This window comes from Paraburkholderia sp. RL17-373-BIF-A (assembly GCF_046030175.1).
Classification (GTDB): domain Bacteria; phylum Pseudomonadota; class Gammaproteobacteria; order Burkholderiales; family Burkholderiaceae; genus Paraburkholderia.
Map to the genome: position 1 here is coordinate 101,981 of NZ_JARESO010000028.1, position 18,935 is coordinate 120,915.

Here is an 18,935-nt window from a genome sequence, read left to right on the forward strand (position 1 = left end):
GACCCATGGATTGGCGAATACTTTCGCGGACCGCGTGGCAAAGCCGCACTCGCTGCGATGCCACAACTGCGCGAGGGCCTCTGAGATGGAAACGCGAGCGCATCATGTGTTGATCGGCATCTTTACGGTCGCGATCGTCTCGGCGGCAATGCTGTTTGGACTGTGGCTCGCGAAGGGACCGACGGGCGGCGGCTTCACGTACTACGACGTCATCTTCCACGAATCCGTCTACGGTCTCTTCGAAGGCAGTTCCGTGCAGTACAGCGGCGTCAACGACGGCGACGTCGTCACGCTCACATTGGACCCAACGGATCCGCGCCAGGTCCATGCGCTGATTCGCGCCGGCGGGAAGACACCCGTCAAGCGCGACACCGAGGCTCGCCTCGCGATGACCGGGATCACCGGCACCTCGGTCATCCAGCTGAGCGGCGGCACGCCTCAAAGTCCACGCCTCACCGCATCACATGGCGAGATGCCCGTCATCGTCGCGTCGCGCTCCGCGCTGTCGACGTTCGCCGAAGGCGGGGAAGATCTTGTCAGCAGCCTCAATGCCGTACTGCGCGCGGCGCAGCGGGTCCTCTCGCCGGAGAATACTGCGCGGATCGACCGCACGTTGGCCGACATCGAACAGGTTGCCGGCGCACTCGCGAATGAGCGTGGGGACATGCATGCGATGCTCTCGACGATCACGGCCAGCGCGCACGACGCCGACCATGCGTTGAAGAACGCCGACCGTTTGATCGAACAGGGCAATGTGCTCGCGTCGGGACATGGCGAACAGATTCTGGCGAACGTGCAGCAATTGACCGCCTCACTCGCACGCACGAGCGATAGCATCGACCAACTGATCCAGGCCAACCGCGCGTCGGTCAATACCGGACTCGGCGCAGCCGATCAGCTCGGCCCCACGCTTGCCGAGCTGCGTGCGACGCTCGCATCGCTGCGCGCGGTGACCGAGCAGCTTCAGGACGATCCTTCCGCCTATCTGCTCGGTCGCGACAAGCTGCGCGAGTTCTCGCCATGAACCTGCCCGGGACGGCCCTGCGTCTTATTCTTTGCGGCGCGCTTGCCGCGTGCTCCGCACTGCTTCCCGCACGCACGCCGGACGTGTACGGGTTGCCAATGGCTCAACACGTCGACAACACCTCGTCGGCATCCACAGCCGCAGACGGCGCTCCCGTCACACCGGCCGCCGGCACGCCTGCCGCAGCCCCAATGCTGCTGCGCATCCGCACCGTCGCGATCGGTGCCACACTGGCCGGCAACAGGATCGTCGTGATGCCGACTCCCGATACGATCGAAGCCAACCGTGGCGCACGCTGGAGCGACCCTGCACCGACGATGGTGCGTACCCGCCCGGTGGAAGCGTTCGCGAATGACGACCGCTTCATCGCCGTGGCAGATGACGAGGGCACGCTGCGCGCCCCACTCGAACTCGACGCGCAACTTCGCGCGTTTCAGACCGAATACCGCGACGGCAAGCCGGTGGTGCACGTCGGACTCGACGTTCGGCTCGTCGACCCCGGTACACATAGCGTGATCGCAACGCACCGGTTCGACGTCGAGGCTTTTCCGGCCGCCGCCGATGCGGGCAGCGTCGTGCGGTCGTTCGGATACGCAACCGATGCCTTGAGCAGGCGCCTCGCCGGCTGGGTGGCATGCATCGCGACACACTGCGGATAAAACGCCGGCCACGAAAACCCGCTCCCCCGTCGCCGTTGACATGCGTCAATCGCGAGCCCGGACACGCCACACAAAATCGTTTCATCAGCCCGTTCACGACATGCGGTCCGCTCCGATCCAATGCGCTTGGGCCGCGTCACCTCAAACCCTTCTTTTGCCCGATGAGACATTCGCCATGTTCAACAAACAGACACTCTCTGCCCTCGCACTGGCCGTTGCGGCTGCCATCGCGCCCGCCGCCTTCGCCCAGCAGGACGCGGCACAACCACAGACCACGGTGGCATTGCTGCAGCAGACGGACGTCGATGCAAGCGCCGCGCTGGAACACCTCTATACCAAGTCACCCGAAACCCGCGAACTGATTGCCAGCGCAAAAGGCGTCCTGATTCTTCCGGACGTCCGCGCCGGTGGCGCGATACTCGGTGCTGAATATGGGCGCGGCGTCCTGCGCGTTCCCGGCGCGCCGAACACGTACTACAACGCAAAAGCCGCGTCCGTGGGGGCGCAACTTGGTTTCGAATCGAAGAGCGTAATCCTCGTGTTCCTCACCCAGAACGCGCTCGACCGGTTCCGCAACAGCAAGGGCTGGACGGCCGGCGTCGATGGATCTGTGGCCTTCGCCAAGAGTGGTCAGAGCGGCAAGTTCGACACCAATACGGCCCGCCATGCCATCGTGGGCTTTGTCGAGACCAAGGAAGGCCTGATGTTCGACCTGTCGCTGACGGGCACGCATTTCTCAAAGGCGCCGGTGTAATCGCGGCAAATGCCGCGGGATCGATACCAGGCCAAGCCGATGTGACGCGTGGTGTCACGTGATGAAGACGTTGCTCGTGGCACTTGGTGCGATGATGGCCCTTATTCCGACCCGGCGGTTCACTGCCTCGCAGCCATCAACTCGCGCACGAATTCATCACGTCGAGCTCTTCTCCTACTCAGTTCGCCCACTACCGTGCCGCATTGCGGTACGCGCGCACGCGGAATGGGTTCTCGCCCTGGATCTCGAGCAGATCAGCGATTTCGGTGAAAACGGCCCCGATGTCTGCGTTGTGGACAGGCATGTTTCCTCAAACGATTGGTAGTACTTTCGCGGACGCGTCATGTCCCCTGCCAGTGGGTCGTCCGGATTGGCGCATGTTGACAACGTCCCGTTTCACTCTATTGCTTGACTCGTCCTCCACATTGACATGAGTCAACCCGCTTGCTCATTGGCTATCACGGCTATCTAAGGTTTCAGACCGGGGCGCTTCATGGCTCGCATTTTGGTTCGAATTGCGAAAAACGCACTGCGCAAGCAGGCACGCAGGCGTGATGAGGCGTTGTCGAATTCAATCGGGCGAGTGCGCCGGTAGCCTTGACGCACGTCAATCTCTCACAGCGAATGAACTCTATGCTCGATCCGTGGCGAAACGAATCGGGATCGGAGGCGATATGTTGAGAAGTACAGTACTCGTTGGCCTTTTAATGCTACCAGGCGCGTTCCTCATTCTCGGGCTAGCCTGTCTTCATCCACGCCTTCGCAAGGAAATAGTTCACTTTAGCGGACTATCCAGTCCATTGACGAAGGCGGTTCATTCCTGCACGGGACTGCGGGGAAGGTGTCGCGGCCGCTAGCAGACGGCACAGCAGGATTACTCCTGATGGCACGTCAGATAAATCCTACCCGCGATCCGTCAATCCTTCGTCAATCTCCTGCTGTACTGATTTCTCCGCGTGGTTCTGTCGACAATACTGGAATTAACCGGCCGCCGCGATTCCTCGAGGGCGTTCGTCGTCCCAGTGCAGGAGACATATCATGCGAACCGTTAATTTCTTGACCGGTCAGGAAATCTTTGATCGCGCCGTCGACCATCTCTTCGAACAGCGACGCGCAACCTCTCCTGCCCAGAGGCGGACCCGCGTATCGAGGACCGTGTGGCGGATGTCCTGTCGGCAGCTTTATCCGGGCGGCGGGCTACACGTCTGCCATGGAAGGCGTGCCGCGTACGCCATCTCATGTCCGCAGCGACCGGACGGTCCTCCTATATGGATGCCGGAATCGCCGCACTGCGCAGGGCGCTGTTGCAGGCAAGGATCAACGTCTACGATGAACGGACGATCGCGCTGTTGAGTTGTCTGCAAAATGTCCACGACATATTCGGCGGCTGGGAATGGCGTCACAGGTTGCTGCCGATCGCCACGGAATTTGACCTGACCAGCGTGCATGTGTGTCTTGCGGCATGAATTTGAAGCGGTGGTGCCGGCCCGTCGCCGCGGTCAATCATGACCGGTTGGTATGCGCCTTCGCAAAACCTTCTGCCAGATAGCTCGAGTCGCGTTCGACGCGCTGGCAGACTGCGTGGTCTCGCGGGCGGCTTCGGATCCGGTTGACCCTTGTCAATCGGGTCTCCGGGAAATGAGGTCGAATGATCGGGTTGGTGGAACGCGTGTCGTTCCTAACCACCTTGAACCAAGCAGGAGACCACTATGCACAGGTCAATAGCGTGCATCGCCGCGTTCGCCATCTGGGTGGCAGGGTGTGCGCACGATCCCGCGGTCACGGCGTCGCGCTCGGCATGCGTCGCAGGTCCGCCGATCGATCTCAAGCTGTATATGGGAAAGTGGTATGTTATCGCGGACACACCGTTTCTCAGCGAGCATGATTACGTTGGCAGTTACGATGAGTGGACGTTGCGCGCCGACGGCAAAATCGACGACAGGTACCTTGGCCGGCGTCACAGCTTCGATCAGCCCGTCACGGGAAGCCACTTCGTGGCGAAGGTCATGCCTGGAACCGGTGACACCACATGGCGGGTGGGATTGATCTGGCCGTTCGAAGTAGTGGTCGTCACCGCGTATGTGGACGCCGACTATCGTTATACAATCCGGTGCATGGCCGATGGCAACATGGTATGGGTGCTCGCGCGCACTCCGACGATCGACGAAACCGCCTATTCGGACATGCTCAACCGGCTTGCCCGCATGGGCTTCAACGTTGACCGGGTGCGCCGGGTGCCGCAAAGGGCGGGGCAAATTGGGCTGCCCGGTTTTCAGTGATAACACGGACAGGATAGGGGCCGCCTGCGGAAGGATGCCGGGCACGCGTCACCATGAACTTAAGCGGCGCGTATGAAACCGCCGGACATGGTAGTGAGCGCGGCGTCAACGCACCGCGTCGTCAACTGACCACAAGACGGTCTACAACCGCCTTTACGCCAGGCGTCGAGCGCGCAGCCCCCGTCACGATTGAGCGCTCAATGGTCGAACTGAGGCGGCCAGACAGAATCACACGGCCGTCATCGACTTCGACGCCCACATGCTTCAACTCACGATCGGTATGGCGTTGAATGGCTTTGCGGATGTTGTACTCGATGTCGAGCGGGGACGCCGAGCCCCGGATCCTGATGCTGTTCGTGACTCCCGTCACGCCACGCATGTGGACAATATTTTTCTCCGCAATGCGGCTGCGATAGCCGTCCTGGACTTCGCCGCTCAGCGTCACCCAGCCTTTCTCCACCTTGATCTTGATCGCATTCTCCTCGAGGCCCGCCATCCAGTCGAGAACGGCGCGCGCGCCTAGGGCGACGTCCTCGTCGGTACGCTGCTCCGACTCGCGCAGTTTCACGTCGATGCCGATGACCACCGCGACGACGCCGGCGATTCGGGTCGCGCACTTTTCCGCTGCGACTTTCGTCGCATAGTCCGGAACGTGTCCGGTGAGAGTAACGATGCCGTCGACTACGGCAACGCCTATCCCGTTTGCGTCGACGGCCGGACTGCTCATCAGTTCGTCCTCGACTTCCTGCTTCAGTTGACTGTCCGGCTTCATGGTTGTTGCCCTCCGAAATTACGACGCAACGGGATAAGACGCGCTCCTGCCTACTGATTCGGCGCAGCGAATATCAGAAAATAGCCCCTGCTGTACGACCTAAAATGCGCCGCACACTCAGCCTAATGCTCCGCTGCGCGATGCGATTGATTAAGGTCAAGCGTGGTGATGACTCTGCGCCTCCCTGATACCGACCTATTCACGTCCAGACGGCAAGCAACGGACGCAGACCGAACAGCCGAGCCAGTGCGGGCCACATCATCAACGCGCTTAAGCTGAGCGCTGCAACCAGCACGACGGCCCATCCGTAGGGGTTCGTTCCGCGCGTACGGCGCCCCGCAGGCCGGTGCAAGGCGCGCACAGCAAACATCAGCACGATATTGCCCGTTACGAGCAGCAGGAAGGCCGCCGTCCGGGCATCGACGGCCTCCAATCCGCGTTCCAACAGCGACGCATACACGCCAACTACGATCAGAGCGGCCCCGGATCCAACCGCGATGCTCAGCGCAAGCGTCCGGTTAGACATCAGCCGTTCGCCGATTCGCCGCGGCGGATCACGCATGAGTGAACGGCTCTCCCGTTCGTTCTCAAAGACGATCGAGCAAACAGGCGTGATGATCATTTCGAGGAACACGATATGCACCGGCGCGAGCATGAGCGGCCAGCCGGCCAGAACAGGTACCGTCGCGGCAGCGATCATCGGAATGTGTACGGCAATCGTGTACGCCACAGCCAGCTTCAGATTGTCATAGATGCGCCTGCCGAGCCGCAGGGCCGACACGATCGGCGTCAAGTCGTCGCGCAGCAGCACCAGAGAAGCGACCTCGCGAGCCACCTCGGCACCCCGGGTGCCCATCGCAATGCCGATATGCGCCGCTTTCAGCGCGGGCGCATCATTGACGCCGTCGCCTGTCATCGCGACGATCTCACCCGCGTGCCTGAACGCGTCGATAAGTCTCAGCTTCTGCTCCGGCCTTACCCGAGCGAAGACGCTTGCGCTGTCGATGGCGCGTTGCAGCGCGGCGTCGTCCATGCCCTCGAGATCAGCGCCCGTCATGACTCGGGCGCTGTCGATTCCGGCCTCCGTCGCGACGGCCCGCGCCGTTGATGGATAGTCGCCGGTAATCATCACGACCCTTACACCCGCAGTTGTCAGTTCCGCCACCGCCCCTGCCACCTCCGGGCGCACGGGGTCCAGCAGTCCGACCAGCCCCACCAGCGAAAACTCGAAGTCGCGCTGTTGTTCGGGCCATCCTCCGCCATGGTGACGCGCCCGGGCCACGCCGAGCACACGCAGGCCGCTTTCCGCCATATGCGTTGCGCGCTCCATCAGCGCTCGCGCGTCGCCGGACTCGAGGTGACACAACGAACAGATCGCCTCGGGCGCACCTTTGCACGCCACCGGCCTGTGATCGAGTTCGGGTGTCTCCCATCCGTGCGACATGGCGGGCAGTTCAGGTGTCAAGGCGTACTCCTGCACGAGCGACCATTGCTCGTGCAGCCGGCCCGTGCCAGCGAGGCAGGAACGGCCTGTCTCGTGGAACGCACGCTCCATAGGGTCGAGCGGTTCGATTTCGCTTGCGAGAACGAGGTACTCCAGCAGTTCATGAAACGCGGGGCCGATGTTGACCGTGCCATCCTTTAGCCACTGCTCCTCACCGCCGGCATAGAGTGCGCGCACTGACATACGGTTCTGTGTCAATGTCCCCGTCTTGTCGACGCACAGCACCGAGGTTTGCCCAAGCGTCTGGATTGCACTCAGACGCCGTGTCAGCACGCCCACTCTCGCGATCCGGCGCGCGCCGAGCGCCATGTAGACAGTGAATATCACCGGCAGTTCTTCGGGCAAAATTCCGATCGCAAGCGTGATGCCGGCCAGCAGGCCGGGTATCCACGCACCCATTCGCCAACGATAGGCGAAGACGAGAAGCACGCAGATGATCACCGCGAGCGTTGCGAAACGCCTGACAAAACCCCGAATCTCCGCCTGCAGGGGAGACGGAGGTTCGCTGACGGTGGCAAGACGCGTGCCGAGTCGGCCAAGGTCGGTCTGCGCGCCCGTCGCCGTGACGTACATGCGGCCCTGACCGCGCACCGCCATCGAACCCGAAATCAGGCGGCTCTGCGACACGTCGACCGGCGATTCGCTGGGGAAACCGGCAAACTAGCACACGAACTGAGTGTCGACGAATCATTGCTGACTGGTGAGTCGATCGCGGTCGCGAAGCTTCCGTCACTGTGCCGTCGGCCGGCACCCTTCGCGCCCTCCTCGATAAAGACGATGTCGCCGGGCACCAACTCCGTCCGGCACGTATTCCCGCTGGCCGTCGCGTAGTACCTGGGCCCGCGGCGCGGACAGATCGCGCAGCGCTTCGAGCACGCTCGCCGTGCGATGGCTCTGGACGACTGTGAGCAGCAGCACGGCAGCGACCAGAGCGAGCAGCGTCAATGCCTCCGCCATGTCGCCGACGAGACCATACAGACCGCTCGCGATGAGCAGTAGCAGGAACATATCCTCGGTCAGCGCGCCGCGAATCGTGCTCCACCAGAGGTGACGATTGGCGGGTGCGATCGCATTGCGGCCATGTAGCGCCTGCAACGCACTGACCTCGGCTTGGGTTAGTCCACCTGCTGCCCTTGGCGAGGGCGCAGTGGACGGCGGCGCGGCAGCGATAGTCGCTGCGGACGCGGGGCCAGAAGTCACCACGATCAGGGTTCGCCCCGACGCCGCACTGACGCGTGGCAATGCGGACAATTCGCCTGCGCATCGCCGGTCGCGCGCTCCTGCAAGACAATGCGAAGTTCCACACCACCGCGGCGCCGAATCTCAACCTCCCTCGTAACCTTCGTGCGCCCGGCATGCGCGACGATACGATAGCGCCCGGCGGGGAGCATCACGAACAGGAACGGACCCTCGGTAAGGGTGTTAAGAACGGCGCAGCCCGACGCATCTGCAATCGTCACATCGACATCGGAGAGATAGTTGCCTGCGGCGGCGGTGAACGTCATGCGCAGACTGTACCGAGGCGCAAGCGAGCGAAATGTCTTCGCCTCGTCTTCGCCAATTCCGCCCGTCATGTACAGCACGCCGTTGCGGCTGACCGCCTCGGGCAGCGCTTGCGCGGTAGTCGCGGCGCTCACACCAAGTAACGCGAAGGCCATAGCGATGCGCAGCAGGCGTGGATTAAAGATCGACATGTCGGAAAGACCTCCAGATTCGTGAACGCCCGGAGTCGGCCCGGCGCTATCCGCGTTCACATGGCGCGTATTCAGGCGATGTCCTCCACCCGTTCACGCGCCGGGGCCCGGCCGCGCCAGCAGCAACGGCGTGTGAGCAAGGCGCGCGGTCCGGGCGGCCACGCTGCCGAGGAGCCAGCGCGCGACGCCGCGCCGTCCGTGAGTGCCGACGACCATCAGGTCCGCACGCCACTCCTCTGCCTCGCGGACGATCGCATGCGGTACGTCGTCGCGTATCTGCGCCGTTTTGACAAACGCGGTCTCAGCCTGATTCGACAGTCCGGCAAACACCCTCGCTGCCGCCGCCAGAGCCACTTTTCCTTCCTGGACGAAGGCCTCTTCGAGGACACGCACCGGCGCGAGATCGGTCAGCCGGACGGCACGATCTATCACATAGATCGCACGAAGGCGGGATTCGGGCGTAGCCAGCCGCAAACCGAAATTCAACGCGTCCTGCGAAGCGGCACTCCCATCCAGCGCGAAAAGTATCCGCTGCGGCGACGTCTCGATCGGGGCTTCGTAGCTGGCAGGCACAATGAGAATGGAACACGGCGCCTGCGTGGTGACCGATTCCGACACGGTTCCTTCGACCCAGCGCAGCATGCCGTGATGCTGACGCGCCCCCACGACGAGCAAATCCGCCTTCCATTCAGCCGCGGCGTCGATCAACGCGTTCGCGGTGTAGCCGCCTTGCCTCGAAATTTCTATGACGTCCGATTCCACGTCGACGCCGGCATTCGTGAATATATTTTTTGCACGCGCCACGCCTTCGGCGGCATCGCGGGCCAACTCGTTCCGCGCGAGCTGCAGTTCGGCATCCGTCATCGACCCGAGGGGCAGAATGACGCGGGGATTTTCAGCGACACTCACAATCCGGATCCGAGCGCCCGGCAGCATCATGTGACGCACGTAAGCCGTCGCACGCGCCGACTCTGGCGACGTGTCGACAGCGATGATTACCCGTTTAATGGGGCAACCTGCTTTACCGTCGGCGGACACGGTACTCATGATCCGTTCTCCATGTAGGCGTTACATTCGGCGCACTGGTTTCGATATTTGATTCTCTTCGCACCGCCTTTTCAAAAATTGACGCATGTCAACCGGCCGCCATCGCGGTCCGCATGCCCGTCCGGAATGCCCAGACGGGGCCCTCCTTGCACTGCCCGCGCGCTTTTGATCGCGTGCACTTGACGGGGATCAACCGGCCGTTTGAGCACACCCCTATTCTGATAGAGGTAGAGCAATGTCGCCGTGGCGTCGCGATCACTTCAAACGACACCGCCCAGTTACCATCAGACCCGTCAAATATATGGTGCCAATCCACCTTGATGAACGTGATCTCGCGCATCTCACTTCCATGATCGGGATGCTCGAACGACTACTCGAACGTGAAGCCCGTCCCTCGTCGCACGTTGTGTTTGAGCCAACGTATTGGCGCACGCGCGTTGAATCCGTGGCAATGCGGCCCGACACACCGAGTCCGGTGGCCGCGCGGGCGTCAGCGCTACTGGCCCGACTCGATGTCCTGGACGGCGCAGCGGTGCCGATTGAGCGCAATGCCGTGCGACGGCCAGATGAAGCGCCACCTGGCCATTGAAATGGGACATTCATGCCGCTGACCGCAACCCGCTTTCGCATCCGCTTCAGCGACCAATGGTGGCGCGCAGTGCTTCTTGGCGTGTGCTGGTTCGCTTTCGGAGCACACGCGCAAACGCCGGGTACGCGAGTGCCGATTCTGGTCTACCATCGCTTCGCGGCGGCCGTAAACGATTCGATGACGGTACGTGTCACCACTTTCGAGGCGCAGTTGCGATTCCTCAGGGAGCGCGGCTACGAAGTGGTGCCGCTCAGGGATGTCGTAAACTGGATGACAGATTCATCCGTAAAACTGCCACTACGTCCCATTGTTCTGACCGTCGACGACGGACACCGGTCGGTCTTCGACGAATTGCTGCCGATCGCTCGGCGCGAACGCCTGCCAATCACGCTCTTTATTTACCCGTCTGCGATCTCGAACGCTTCCTATGCATTGACGTGGACGCAGTTGCGCACGCTCAAAGAGAGCGGGCTGTTTGACGTTCAGTCGCACACGTACTGGCATCCCAACTTCAACATCGAACGGCGCCGCCGGTCGCCCGCGGATTTTCAGCATTTCGTGCGGACGCAGCTCGATATGTCGCGTCAGCGGATCGAGGCCGAAGTGGGCGGCCGTGTCGACCTGCTGGCCTGGCCATTCGGCATTTACGATGAAGAGTTAATGGCGCTGGCCGCCGGCGAGGGCTATATCGCTGCCTTTTCATTGGAGGCGCACAGCGTCGATCGGCATTCGCGGATGCTCGCCCTGCCGCGCTTTCTGATGGTCGACTCATACGGCGTTGCGGGCTTTGCCGCTCTGCTCGGCGAACCGGCTCCGCGGCCAGACTCCAACTCCGGTGGCAATCGATAATGGCATTCCATCACTTCCTGCTCCGCGCCGCGATCGCGCTCACCGTTCTCGTGGCGAGCCTTCCGTGCGGCGCGGCAACAGGCGTTGTCATCGATGAAGTCACCGGGAATCCAATCCCGCAAGCGCTCGTGACCACTCAAGCCGGCGTGCAGCACACCGGCAAAGACGGCCGCTTCGAGTTCGATTCATCTGTCGCGAGCGTCGCCGCCCGGGCGCCCGGATATCTGCGCATGCAGACCGACACACGCGGCGATACACCGCTGACGCTCAAGCTCACGCCGTTTCGTCCCAAGGCAGTGTACCTGTCAGTGTACGGCGTGACGAGCACCACGTTGCGCGAGGAAGCGCTCGCGCTCACGCAATCCACGGCAATCAATGCACTGGTGATCGATGTCAAAGGCGACCGCGGGCTCACCCCGTATCACAGTGCCGCACGTGACGCTGTCGGCGCGTCGGCGCAGTTAAAAGCTACCGGACCCATGGCGCGCGATTTCCCCGCACTGCTTGCCGACCTGCACAGCAGGCATCTTTACCTCATTGCCCGTATCGTCGTATTCAAGGACGACCCGCTTGCCGATGCCCATCCCGCCTGGACGGTACGCGATGCGAACGGTAAGCCGTGGCGCGACCGCGAACATTTGCAGTGGCTGGATCCTTTTTCGCGCGAGGTATGGCAACACAATCTCGACGTCGCCGAAGAAGCCGCGAAAATGGGTTTCGACGAAATCCAGTTCGATTATGTGCGGTTTCCCGACGCCGCTAACTTGCACTTTTCGCAGGCCAATACGCGAGCCAACCGCACCGCTGCGATCGTGGGGTTCCTGCAAGCTGCGCGCGCACGCCTTGCGCCGTATAACGTATTCGTTGCAGCGGATATCTTCGGCTACGTCTGCTGGAATCTGGACGACACCGCAATCGGCCAGCAGATCGAACTGCTTGGCAATCCGCTCGACTATATCTCGCCGATGCTGTATCCCTCCGGTTTCACATGGGGCTTGCCGGGTTGCACGAACCCGGTTGCGGACCCCGGCCAGATCGTTCGTCGCTCGCTCGACGAGGCGGTGCAGCGAACGCGCTTGCCGAGCGTCCGGTTCCGCCCGTGGCTGCAGGCGTTTCGTGACTACGCGTTCGATCATCGCGATTTCGACGCAGCGCAGATTCGCGCGCAGACTGCTGCTGCGGATGCCGCCGGCAGCGACGGCTGGATGCTATGGAACCCGCGCAATCGTTACGATCCCGCGGACCTGCCGCGATGAAACGCCGGCTGGCGCGAGCCGTCATGGGAGCGGCGCTTGCCCTTGCGCTGTCGCAGGCACCGCTCTTCGTGCGGGCCGCCCCTTTCGACGCCGGCATGCGCGCGGAGTTCGGCCGCATTGTCACTGGACAGATCGCAGCCGGCCGGCTGCCGGGTGCGGTAGTGGTGGCCGGGAATGCAAATGAGGTCCAGTATCGGGAGGCTTTCGGCCAACGCATGACCGAGCCGCATCAGGAATTGATGACCGTCGACACGGTATTCGATCTGGCCTCGCTGACCAAAGTGATTGCGACCACGACGGCGGTCATGCAACTGGTGGAAGCGGGACGCCTGCAACTCGACGCCCCCGCGATGCGTTACTGGCCGGAGTTCGCGGAGAACGGCAAGAACACGGTGACGGTGCGTCAGCTGCTCGCGCATACGTCCGGGTTGCGAGCCGATCTGAACTCGCGGCCGGCACGTATTGGGCGCGCGGCCGTCCTGAGCGAAATCGCGCAGCAACGCCTGTACGCCACGCCGGGCGAGCGAGTGATCTACAGCGATCTGAATTTCGCGGTGCTGGGGGCGCTTGTCGAGCGAGTGACGCATCAGCCCTTCGACCGTTACTGCCGCGCGCATATTTTTGCCCCGCTAGGCATGCGGGACACCGGCTTTCTTCCCGACGCGAAACACGCCGCGCGCAGCGCCCCCACGACAGCGGGGCAGCTCGGCATGCGCCGCGGCGAAGTCCATGATCCACTGGCAAGCTGGATGCAGGGCGTTGCCGGAAACGCAGGGCTCTTTTCCACCGCTGACGATCTCGCCCGCTTCGCGCAGATGCTGCTCAACGGCGGGCTCAGCCGGAGGACGCCGGCTAAGCGCGTGCTGTCCGCATCCAGTATCGAGCTCATGGCAGCCGCAGAGTCGCCCATAAGCGCCCATCCCTGGCGAGGCCTCGGCTGGGTGCTCACGAGCCCGCTGGTGGCGAACCGTGATCGATTGCCGCTGATCGGCGCACTCGAGCACACAGGATATACCGGCACCGCCATCTGGGTGGATTTAGTCACGCGCCGGTTTGTTGTGATCCTGACCAACCGCGTCCACCCGAACGATCAGGGCGACGCACGGCCGCTACGCGCGCAGCTCGTCGCCGCAATCGCGAGCCAGGCACCGCACATCGCTGCCGCCGATATCCGCGCAGCCCTGTCCACTGCTACGCCTGCGTTGACCGAGGCAAACCGGTTGCCTGCCGCATCGGGTCCAGTCAGGAGCGGCCTCGACGTGCTAGAGGACCAGCAATTCACACCGCTGGTTGGCCGGCGCGTTGGGCTTGTCACCAACCGCACGGGGTTCGATGCAGCGGGCGCCCGCACGGTCGACGTTCTCGCTCACGCGCCCGGCGTCACGCTCGCGGCGCTGTTCTCGCCCGAGCACGGCCTTAATACCGATATCGATGGACGCATCGGCGATTCACGCGACCCGGCCACCGGGCTCACCGTGCACAGTCTTTATGGCGGCACACAGCATTTTCCCGTTGGCTCGCTCGAGGGAATAGACGCACTCGTCTTCGACATACAGGATGCGGGCGTGCGCTTTTTTACCTATGAAACAACCCTTGGCTACGCGCTCGAGGCCGCGGCGGCTCGCGGTATTCCGCTTTTCGTACTTGATCGCCCCGATCCATTGGGCGGGGACCGCTTCGGCGGCCCGGTGCTCGATGTAGGACATGAATCGTTCACCGGCTACTTCGCCTTGCCGCTTCAGCCGGGCCTGACGGTCGGCGAACTTGCGATGCTCTTCAATCGCGAGCGTCATATCGGCGCGGATCTGCACATCATTCCGATGACCGGCTATCGGCGCGCCATGCGGTTCGCGGACACGGGACTGGGCTGGGCGCCGCTGTCACCGAATCTGCGGACATTGACACAACTGGATCTATACCCCGAGGTCGCGATGATTGAAGGCGCCAACGTCAGCGTAGGCCGTGGCACGAGCACACCATTCCAACTGGTCGGGGCGCCGTGGGTCGACAGTACGAGTCTCGCAACGGCCTTGAACGCTCTCGACATCGGCGCGCACTTTATAGCGACCGACTTCGTGCCGACTGAGTCGAACTGGCACGGCCGTCTGTGTCACGGCGTGCAGATCGTGCGCGATCCAAATGACGCGGCGCCGCATGTCGGCCGCCTCGGTCTGGCGCTTGCCGTGACGCTGCATGCGCTCTACCCTGCGCGCTTCGATATCGCCGCGACTCGCGACGCGATCGGATCCAACGCCGTGTGGCGGGCGCTGCGCGAAGGCGCCCGACTCGATCAGATCGACATGATCGCTACGCGAGAAAGCAACCTCTTCGCGGCCTTGCGTGAGAAGTATTTGCGTTATTGACGTGCAGCGCTTTCGCAAGCACACAATGTGCTGCGACTGATTTGCATCAATGGCTAGAAGCGATCCGGGGCTAACGTAGAGTGACGCCCGTCCTCGGTAACGCGCCGCCGCGGCGGCTGACGGGCACACTTTAACGGAGTCCGATATGACCGACATGCCACTTCTCGCGTACAAGCCCGCGCCCGTCTTGCGGCTTTCAGCTGTCAAGGGCGACACGCCCGCCATCATTGCGCTGCCCAAGGCCGATTTGAACGGTGGCGTGCCGCTGATGACCGCTCTCGCCCATCGAGCCAGTTGCCGGGCGTTTGCGCCGACGGCATTGCCGCCCACCGTGCTCGGCGAGTTACTCTGGGCGGCCGACGGGATCAACCGGCCGGCAGCAGGCGGCCGCACCGCACCGTCACCGCACGCGTTCAATGAAATCGACATCTATGCCGCGCTGCCCAACGGTGTCTATCGTTACGACGCACCGAACCATCAGCTTGTCCTCAAACACGCAATCGATGCGCGTGGACAGACTGGTTACCAGGACTTCGTCGGCGAGGCGCCGCTCGATCTGGTCTACGTGGTTCGCACCTCGCGCTTACCGCCGATGCCCGCCCAACAGCGTGAGCGTTTCTCCGCTGTGACAGCCGGCGCCATTGCACAGAACGTCTCGCTGTATTGTGCGTCGGCAGGGCTTGCTAGCGTGATCCGTGGCTGGATCAACTCGCGGCTGCTTGCGGATGCACTGTCGCTCAACGAAGACGAGTTGCCGATACTCGCTCAAACAGTAGGTTTCAGCACAGCCGAATGCCGGGCGTAGTGACGGCGCGGTGAGGGCGGCTTTACGGGCCCGGAGGCGCCTCGACCGGTTCCTCCGGAGGCCTGACGAGCAGAACTGGCACCTCCGCGCGCCGCAAGAACGTTTCCGCGACGCTGCCCAGCACCCATCGCCCGATGCCCCGCCGGCCCTGTGTGCCCATCACCACCAGGCCGGCGCCCTGGCGTTGTACGCAACGGGCGAGGCAGTGGGCAATGTCGTCGGCTGCATTCTCTGTTTCCTCGATCTCAGTGTCGCCGGATACGCCACACCCGGCCATCGCCTGGCGCGCGTCCTCGAGAATAATGCGGCCATCGTCACGTTGCACCTGACGAAGCTGCGCGGGGTCGAAATAGCCTGCGTACCGGGAGATGCACCACGGATGGACGATATAAATTGCGTGAACCCGCGCATGCGTCAGCCGGGCAATTTTGAGTGCTTCGTGCAGAGCGCATCTGGATGAGTCACTACCATCCAGAGCAAGGACAATCTTCTGGTACATGAACCGCTCCTCGTGGACGTTCCGGGAAGTCCGTGCGAAGTCTGGATATTGCCCACCGCAACAGATAAGTGGATCATCGGCGCAAACGGTTTGCGCCACCTGACCTGCGTCAAGCCATCGCTGTATGTGCGTAACCGGTACGACCGCTGTCTACCGGCAGAGCAGTGCGTTCAAGATGTGGACAAACTTGCCGACCGTGCGACCGCAGGCCTGCCGCCGCCAGGCGATGTCCGCTCCCCGCTCCCACCTGCGCCCGTTAACCCTATTCCCTCCTGTATCCCATCCGTCGCCCTTCACGCGGGTGACACGTGAATTGACCGACGTCAACGAGCCTGCTTGCGCGGTGGCTATGCTGAATTCATCTGCGTTGACACATTAGCCAATGCGCATTCGTGCATGCATGGCAGGAAGGAGTATCAAATGAGCACCGCCGCACTGTCAGCGCAGAAAACAGCCACTTTTCCGCTGGACCGAGGCTATCTTTTCTCGACTGACGGAACAGGTCGCGAGATTGATGCAGGCTCAGCGGCCGAGTGGTTGGCTCGTGAGAATGACGGTAATGGCGAATATGTCTGGCTACATTTTCACGACATTCCCGCCGTGCTGGACAACCGGCCGCTGCAACATGCCGTCCTGCCCGAAGCGTTTACCGAAACCCTCCGAGAAGGCTCTCATTCAACACACATCTCGCACATACATGAAGATGTCATCGCAATACTCAACGACGTCGAATACGATTTCGGGAGGCAGAAGCCCTTGCAGGTAGCGACCTTGTGGCTGAATGTCAGCGATCGCGGTCTGTTGAGCGTGCGCAGTGCTCCCCTGCGTTCAGTCAATCAACTGAGGCTGGCTGTCGAAGCTGGAGAATCCTTCCACAGCCCCATGGCGCTCCTGATCAACCTGCTGCAAGAACAAGCTGATGTCCTGATGGGGATTGTGCGGACGGCGGCGCAGACAGCCAACAAAGTGGATGACACTCTGCTCGCCGGCAAGTTGCCAAAACGTTCAAGCCTGGGTGTTATCCGTCGCGATTTGGTGAGCCTGCGCCGCCAGCTGGCGCCTGAACCCGCCGCGCTGTTCCGCCTTGTTAGCCGGCCACCGACATGGGTACGTGACGATGACATCCAGTCGCTTCGACAATCCGCGGAGGAGTTTGCCCTGAGTTTGCGCGACATTGACAGTCTGCAGGAGCGTATCAAGTTGCTGGAAGAGGATATCGCTGGTCGCGTCGCCGAGCATACCAACCGGAGTGTGCTCATTCTCACCGCCGTTACCGTCATCGCCTTGCCGATCAACCTGCTCGCCGGCTTGCTGGGCATGAACGTGGGCGCTCTCCCCTTCAGATACGATGCTCACGGCTTCTGGATCGTCGCCGTAATTGCGATGCTTCTGACAAGTCTTGCCGCATGGCTCATCTTCCATCCACGGCGCGATTAAAAAGTGCCGATAGTCCTGGACCCGCCGGGACGCGTATCGCCACACGCCCCGGCGCGACGGCAATCAATTGATCTGCAGGCGCTTGCTCTCCGAGGTCGCCTTTTTGGGAAGCGTCAACGAGAGTACTCCGTCCTTGTACTCGGCCGCAGCGGTCGCTTCGTTGATCTCAGCGGCGAGCGAGAACGACCGGCTGACGGAGCCCGAGTAACGCTCGCGTCGAACGACGCGTTCTCCTTCTTTCAGTTCCTGCTTGCGCTCGACTTTGGCGCTTATCGAGACGAGGTTGCCGTCGATCTTAACGTCGATATCGTTCTTCTCAACGCCTGGTAGTTCGGCTTTCACCGTGTACGCTGTGTCGCTTTCCGTCACATCGACCTTGATATCGGCGAGCGGCGCATCGCCGCCCGGCGCGCCGCGTAGCGGCCGGAACAGCCCCTGGAACAGTTCCGACATGGGTTCGAGTGGAAACGGGTCAAATCGGGTCAGGTTGCTCATCGTGTTACTCCTGGGATCATCCATGAACTTCATGGATACTGGGTTTCGTAAATTGCCTAGGACACCTCGATAATGACTTTGAGCGCATGCGTTTCAGCCGCACGGCCAAAGGTGTCGTAGGCGCCGGCCACATCCTCGAGCTGGAAGCGGTGGGTTATGAGCTGCGCGGGATCGATGCGCTTCGCGCGAACAGTCTTGAGCAACATCGGCGTGCTGACGGTGTCGACCAGACGCGTCGTGATCGAGATGTTGCGGTCCCAAAGTTTTTCCAGGTGCAGATCGGCCTTGACGCCATGCACGCCGATATTCGCGATGACGCCACCGGGCGCGATGAGCGCCTCGCACAATTCGAACGTCGCGGGTACCCGTACGGCTTCGATCGCGCAATCGACGCCCGTCTGGTCCGTCAGTTGCATCACGGCGGCCACCGGATCGGCACTGCCGATGTCGATACAGGCCGTGGCGCCGAAGCGGCTAGCGACTTCGAGACGGTTGCGGTCGCGGTCGATCATGACGATCTGCGCTGGCGAATAGAACTGTGCGGTCAGGAGCGCGGCGAGACCGATCGGGCCAGCACCGACAATCGCCACTGTGCTGCCCGGCTGCACCTTGCCGTTCAGCACGCCGCATTCGAAGCCGGTTGGCAGGATGTCCGAGAGCATGACGAGCGCTTCCTCATCAGCACCGGCCGGAATCGGGTACAGACTGGTCTCGGCGTGCGGAATGCGCACGTACTCGGCCTGCGTTCCGTCGATCATGTGACCCAGAATCCAGCCGCCTGTCGTGCAGTGCGAGTAGATCCCGCGCCGGCAGGCGTCCGTTTCGAGGTGCGCGGTGGGTGGCGTCACGCCCGGCACCAGTGCGGACCAGTTGGCGATCAGCACGAACAGGAACAGCGTGCCGATCAAT

At 62.3% G+C, this 18,935-nt stretch carries 18 protein-coding genes and 1 pseudogene; 11 read left to right on the forward strand and 8 right to left on the reverse strand.

Features of this window, described 5'->3' with window-relative positions; translation table 11 throughout:
- The first annotated feature begins 85 nt into the window (after positions 1-85).
- The 6 genes and pseudogenes from P0D80_RS29650 (at position 86) to P0D80_RS29675 (ending at position 4,716) form a co-directional block, all read left to right on the forward strand.
- Positions 86-1,024, forward strand: coding sequence for an MlaD family protein (locus P0D80_RS29650; RefSeq protein WP_408289012.1), 939 nt, complete (start codon positions 86-88; stop codon positions 1,022-1,024).
- On the forward strand, positions 1,021-1,683 hold the full coding sequence (locus P0D80_RS29655; RefSeq protein ID WP_408289017.1) for an ABC-type transport auxiliary lipoprotein family protein: 663 nt from the start codon (positions 1,021-1,023) through the stop codon (positions 1,681-1,683). Before P0D80_RS29650 ends, P0D80_RS29655 begins: the two co-directional genes overlap by 4 nt.
- A gap of 175 nt (positions 1,684-1,858) precedes the next feature.
- On the forward strand, positions 1,859-2,437 hold the full coding sequence (locus P0D80_RS29660; RefSeq protein WP_408289020.1) for a lipid-binding SYLF domain-containing protein: 579 nt from the start codon (positions 1,859-1,861) through the stop codon (positions 2,435-2,437).
- Positions 2,438-2,498: 61 nt separating this feature from the next.
- The gene (locus tag P0D80_RS51895; protein ID WP_459252764.1) at positions 2,499-2,762 is read left to right on the forward strand and encodes a hypothetical protein; all 264 of its coding nucleotides are present in this window, start codon (positions 2,499-2,501) and stop codon (positions 2,760-2,762) included.
- Positions 2,763-3,475: 713 nt separating this feature from the next.
- A pseudogene (locus tag P0D80_RS29670) lies at positions 3,476-3,903 on the forward strand (hypothetical protein).
- Positions 3,904-4,146: 243 nt separating this feature from the next.
- Complete coding sequence (locus P0D80_RS29675) at positions 4,147-4,716, forward strand: lipocalin family protein (protein WP_408289023.1); 570 nt, start codon at positions 4,147-4,149, stop codon at positions 4,714-4,716.
- A gap of 121 nt (positions 4,717-4,837) precedes the next feature.
- Here P0D80_RS29675 and P0D80_RS29680 read toward each other — a convergent pair whose 3' ends face one another.
- The 5 genes from P0D80_RS29680 to P0D80_RS29700 all read right to left on the reverse strand — a co-directional run bounded on the left by P0D80_RS29680 (position 4,838) and on the right by P0D80_RS29700 (position 9,733).
- Positions 4,838-5,488: a BON domain-containing protein gene (locus tag P0D80_RS29680; protein WP_408289026.1), complete on the reverse strand. Its 651-nt coding sequence runs from the start codon at positions 5,486-5,488 to the stop codon at positions 4,838-4,840.
- A 199-nt stretch (positions 5,489-5,687) separates the two neighbouring features.
- Positions 5,688-7,589 (reverse strand): HAD-IC family P-type ATPase, encoded by a 1,902-nt coding sequence (locus P0D80_RS29685; protein WP_494478663.1) that lies wholly within the window; start codon positions 7,587-7,589, stop codon positions 5,688-5,690.
- Positions 7,590-7,721: 132 nt separating this feature from the next.
- Positions 7,722-8,195 (reverse strand): cation-transporting P-type ATPase, encoded by a 474-nt coding sequence (locus tag P0D80_RS29690; protein WP_408289032.1) that lies wholly within the window; start codon positions 8,193-8,195, stop codon positions 7,722-7,724.
- 2 nt (positions 8,196-8,197) lie between these two features.
- Positions 8,198-8,686: a carboxypeptidase-like regulatory domain-containing protein gene (locus P0D80_RS29695; RefSeq protein WP_408289035.1), complete on the reverse strand. Its 489-nt coding sequence runs from the start codon at positions 8,684-8,686 to the stop codon at positions 8,198-8,200.
- A 93-nt stretch (positions 8,687-8,779) separates the two neighbouring features.
- A complete protein-coding gene (locus P0D80_RS29700; protein ID WP_408289038.1) occupies positions 8,780-9,733 on the reverse strand; it encodes a universal stress protein in 954 nt (317 codons plus the stop codon).
- A 601-nt stretch (positions 9,734-10,334) separates the two neighbouring features.
- On the opposite strand from P0D80_RS29700, the gene P0D80_RS29705 reads away from it, so the two are divergent.
- From P0D80_RS29705 to P0D80_RS29720, 4 genes are all read left to right on the forward strand, one after another.
- Positions 10,335-11,171, forward strand: coding sequence for a polysaccharide deacetylase family protein (locus P0D80_RS29705; RefSeq protein ID WP_408289041.1), 837 nt, complete (start codon positions 10,335-10,337; stop codon positions 11,169-11,171).
- Positions 11,171-12,427 carry a putative glycoside hydrolase gene (locus P0D80_RS29710; protein ID WP_408289044.1) on the forward strand — a complete coding sequence of 419 codons (1,257 nt, stop codon included), beginning with the start codon at positions 11,171-11,173 and terminating at the stop codon, positions 12,425-12,427. The genes P0D80_RS29705 and P0D80_RS29710 overlap by 1 nt, the downstream gene beginning before the upstream one ends.
- Complete coding sequence (locus P0D80_RS29715; RefSeq protein WP_408289047.1) at positions 12,424-14,790, forward strand: serine hydrolase; 2,367 nt, start codon at positions 12,424-12,426, stop codon at positions 14,788-14,790. The genes P0D80_RS29710 and P0D80_RS29715 overlap by 4 nt, the downstream gene beginning before the upstream one ends.
- A 145-nt stretch (positions 14,791-14,935) precedes the next feature.
- Positions 14,936-15,595: a nitroreductase family protein gene (locus P0D80_RS29720; protein WP_408289050.1), complete on the forward strand. Its 660-nt coding sequence runs from the start codon at positions 14,936-14,938 to the stop codon at positions 15,593-15,595.
- A 22-nt stretch (positions 15,596-15,617) separates the two neighbouring features.
- Here the strand turns inward: P0D80_RS29720 and P0D80_RS29725 are convergent, their stop codons facing one another.
- Positions 15,618-16,094 carry a universal stress protein gene (locus P0D80_RS29725; protein ID WP_408289053.1) on the reverse strand — a complete coding sequence of 159 codons (477 nt, stop codon included), beginning with the start codon at positions 16,092-16,094 and terminating at the stop codon, positions 15,618-15,620.
- 420 nt (positions 16,095-16,514) lie between these two features.
- Between P0D80_RS29725 and P0D80_RS29730 the strand changes: the two genes are divergently transcribed.
- Complete coding sequence (locus P0D80_RS29730) at positions 16,515-17,531, forward strand: transporter (RefSeq protein ID WP_408289056.1); 1,017 nt, start codon at positions 16,515-16,517, stop codon at positions 17,529-17,531.
- Between the two features lie 63 nt (positions 17,532-17,594).
- Here P0D80_RS29730 and P0D80_RS29735 read toward each other — a convergent pair whose 3' ends face one another.
- Positions 17,595-18,026, reverse strand: a complete 432-nt coding sequence (locus P0D80_RS29735; protein WP_408289059.1) for an Hsp20/alpha crystallin family protein — start codon at positions 18,024-18,026, stop codon at positions 17,595-17,597.
- Positions 18,027-18,082: 56 nt separating this feature from the next.
- Positions 18,083-18,935: zinc-binding dehydrogenase (locus P0D80_RS29740; protein ID WP_408289062.1), on the reverse strand; the 853-nt coding region annotated here is incomplete at its 5' end.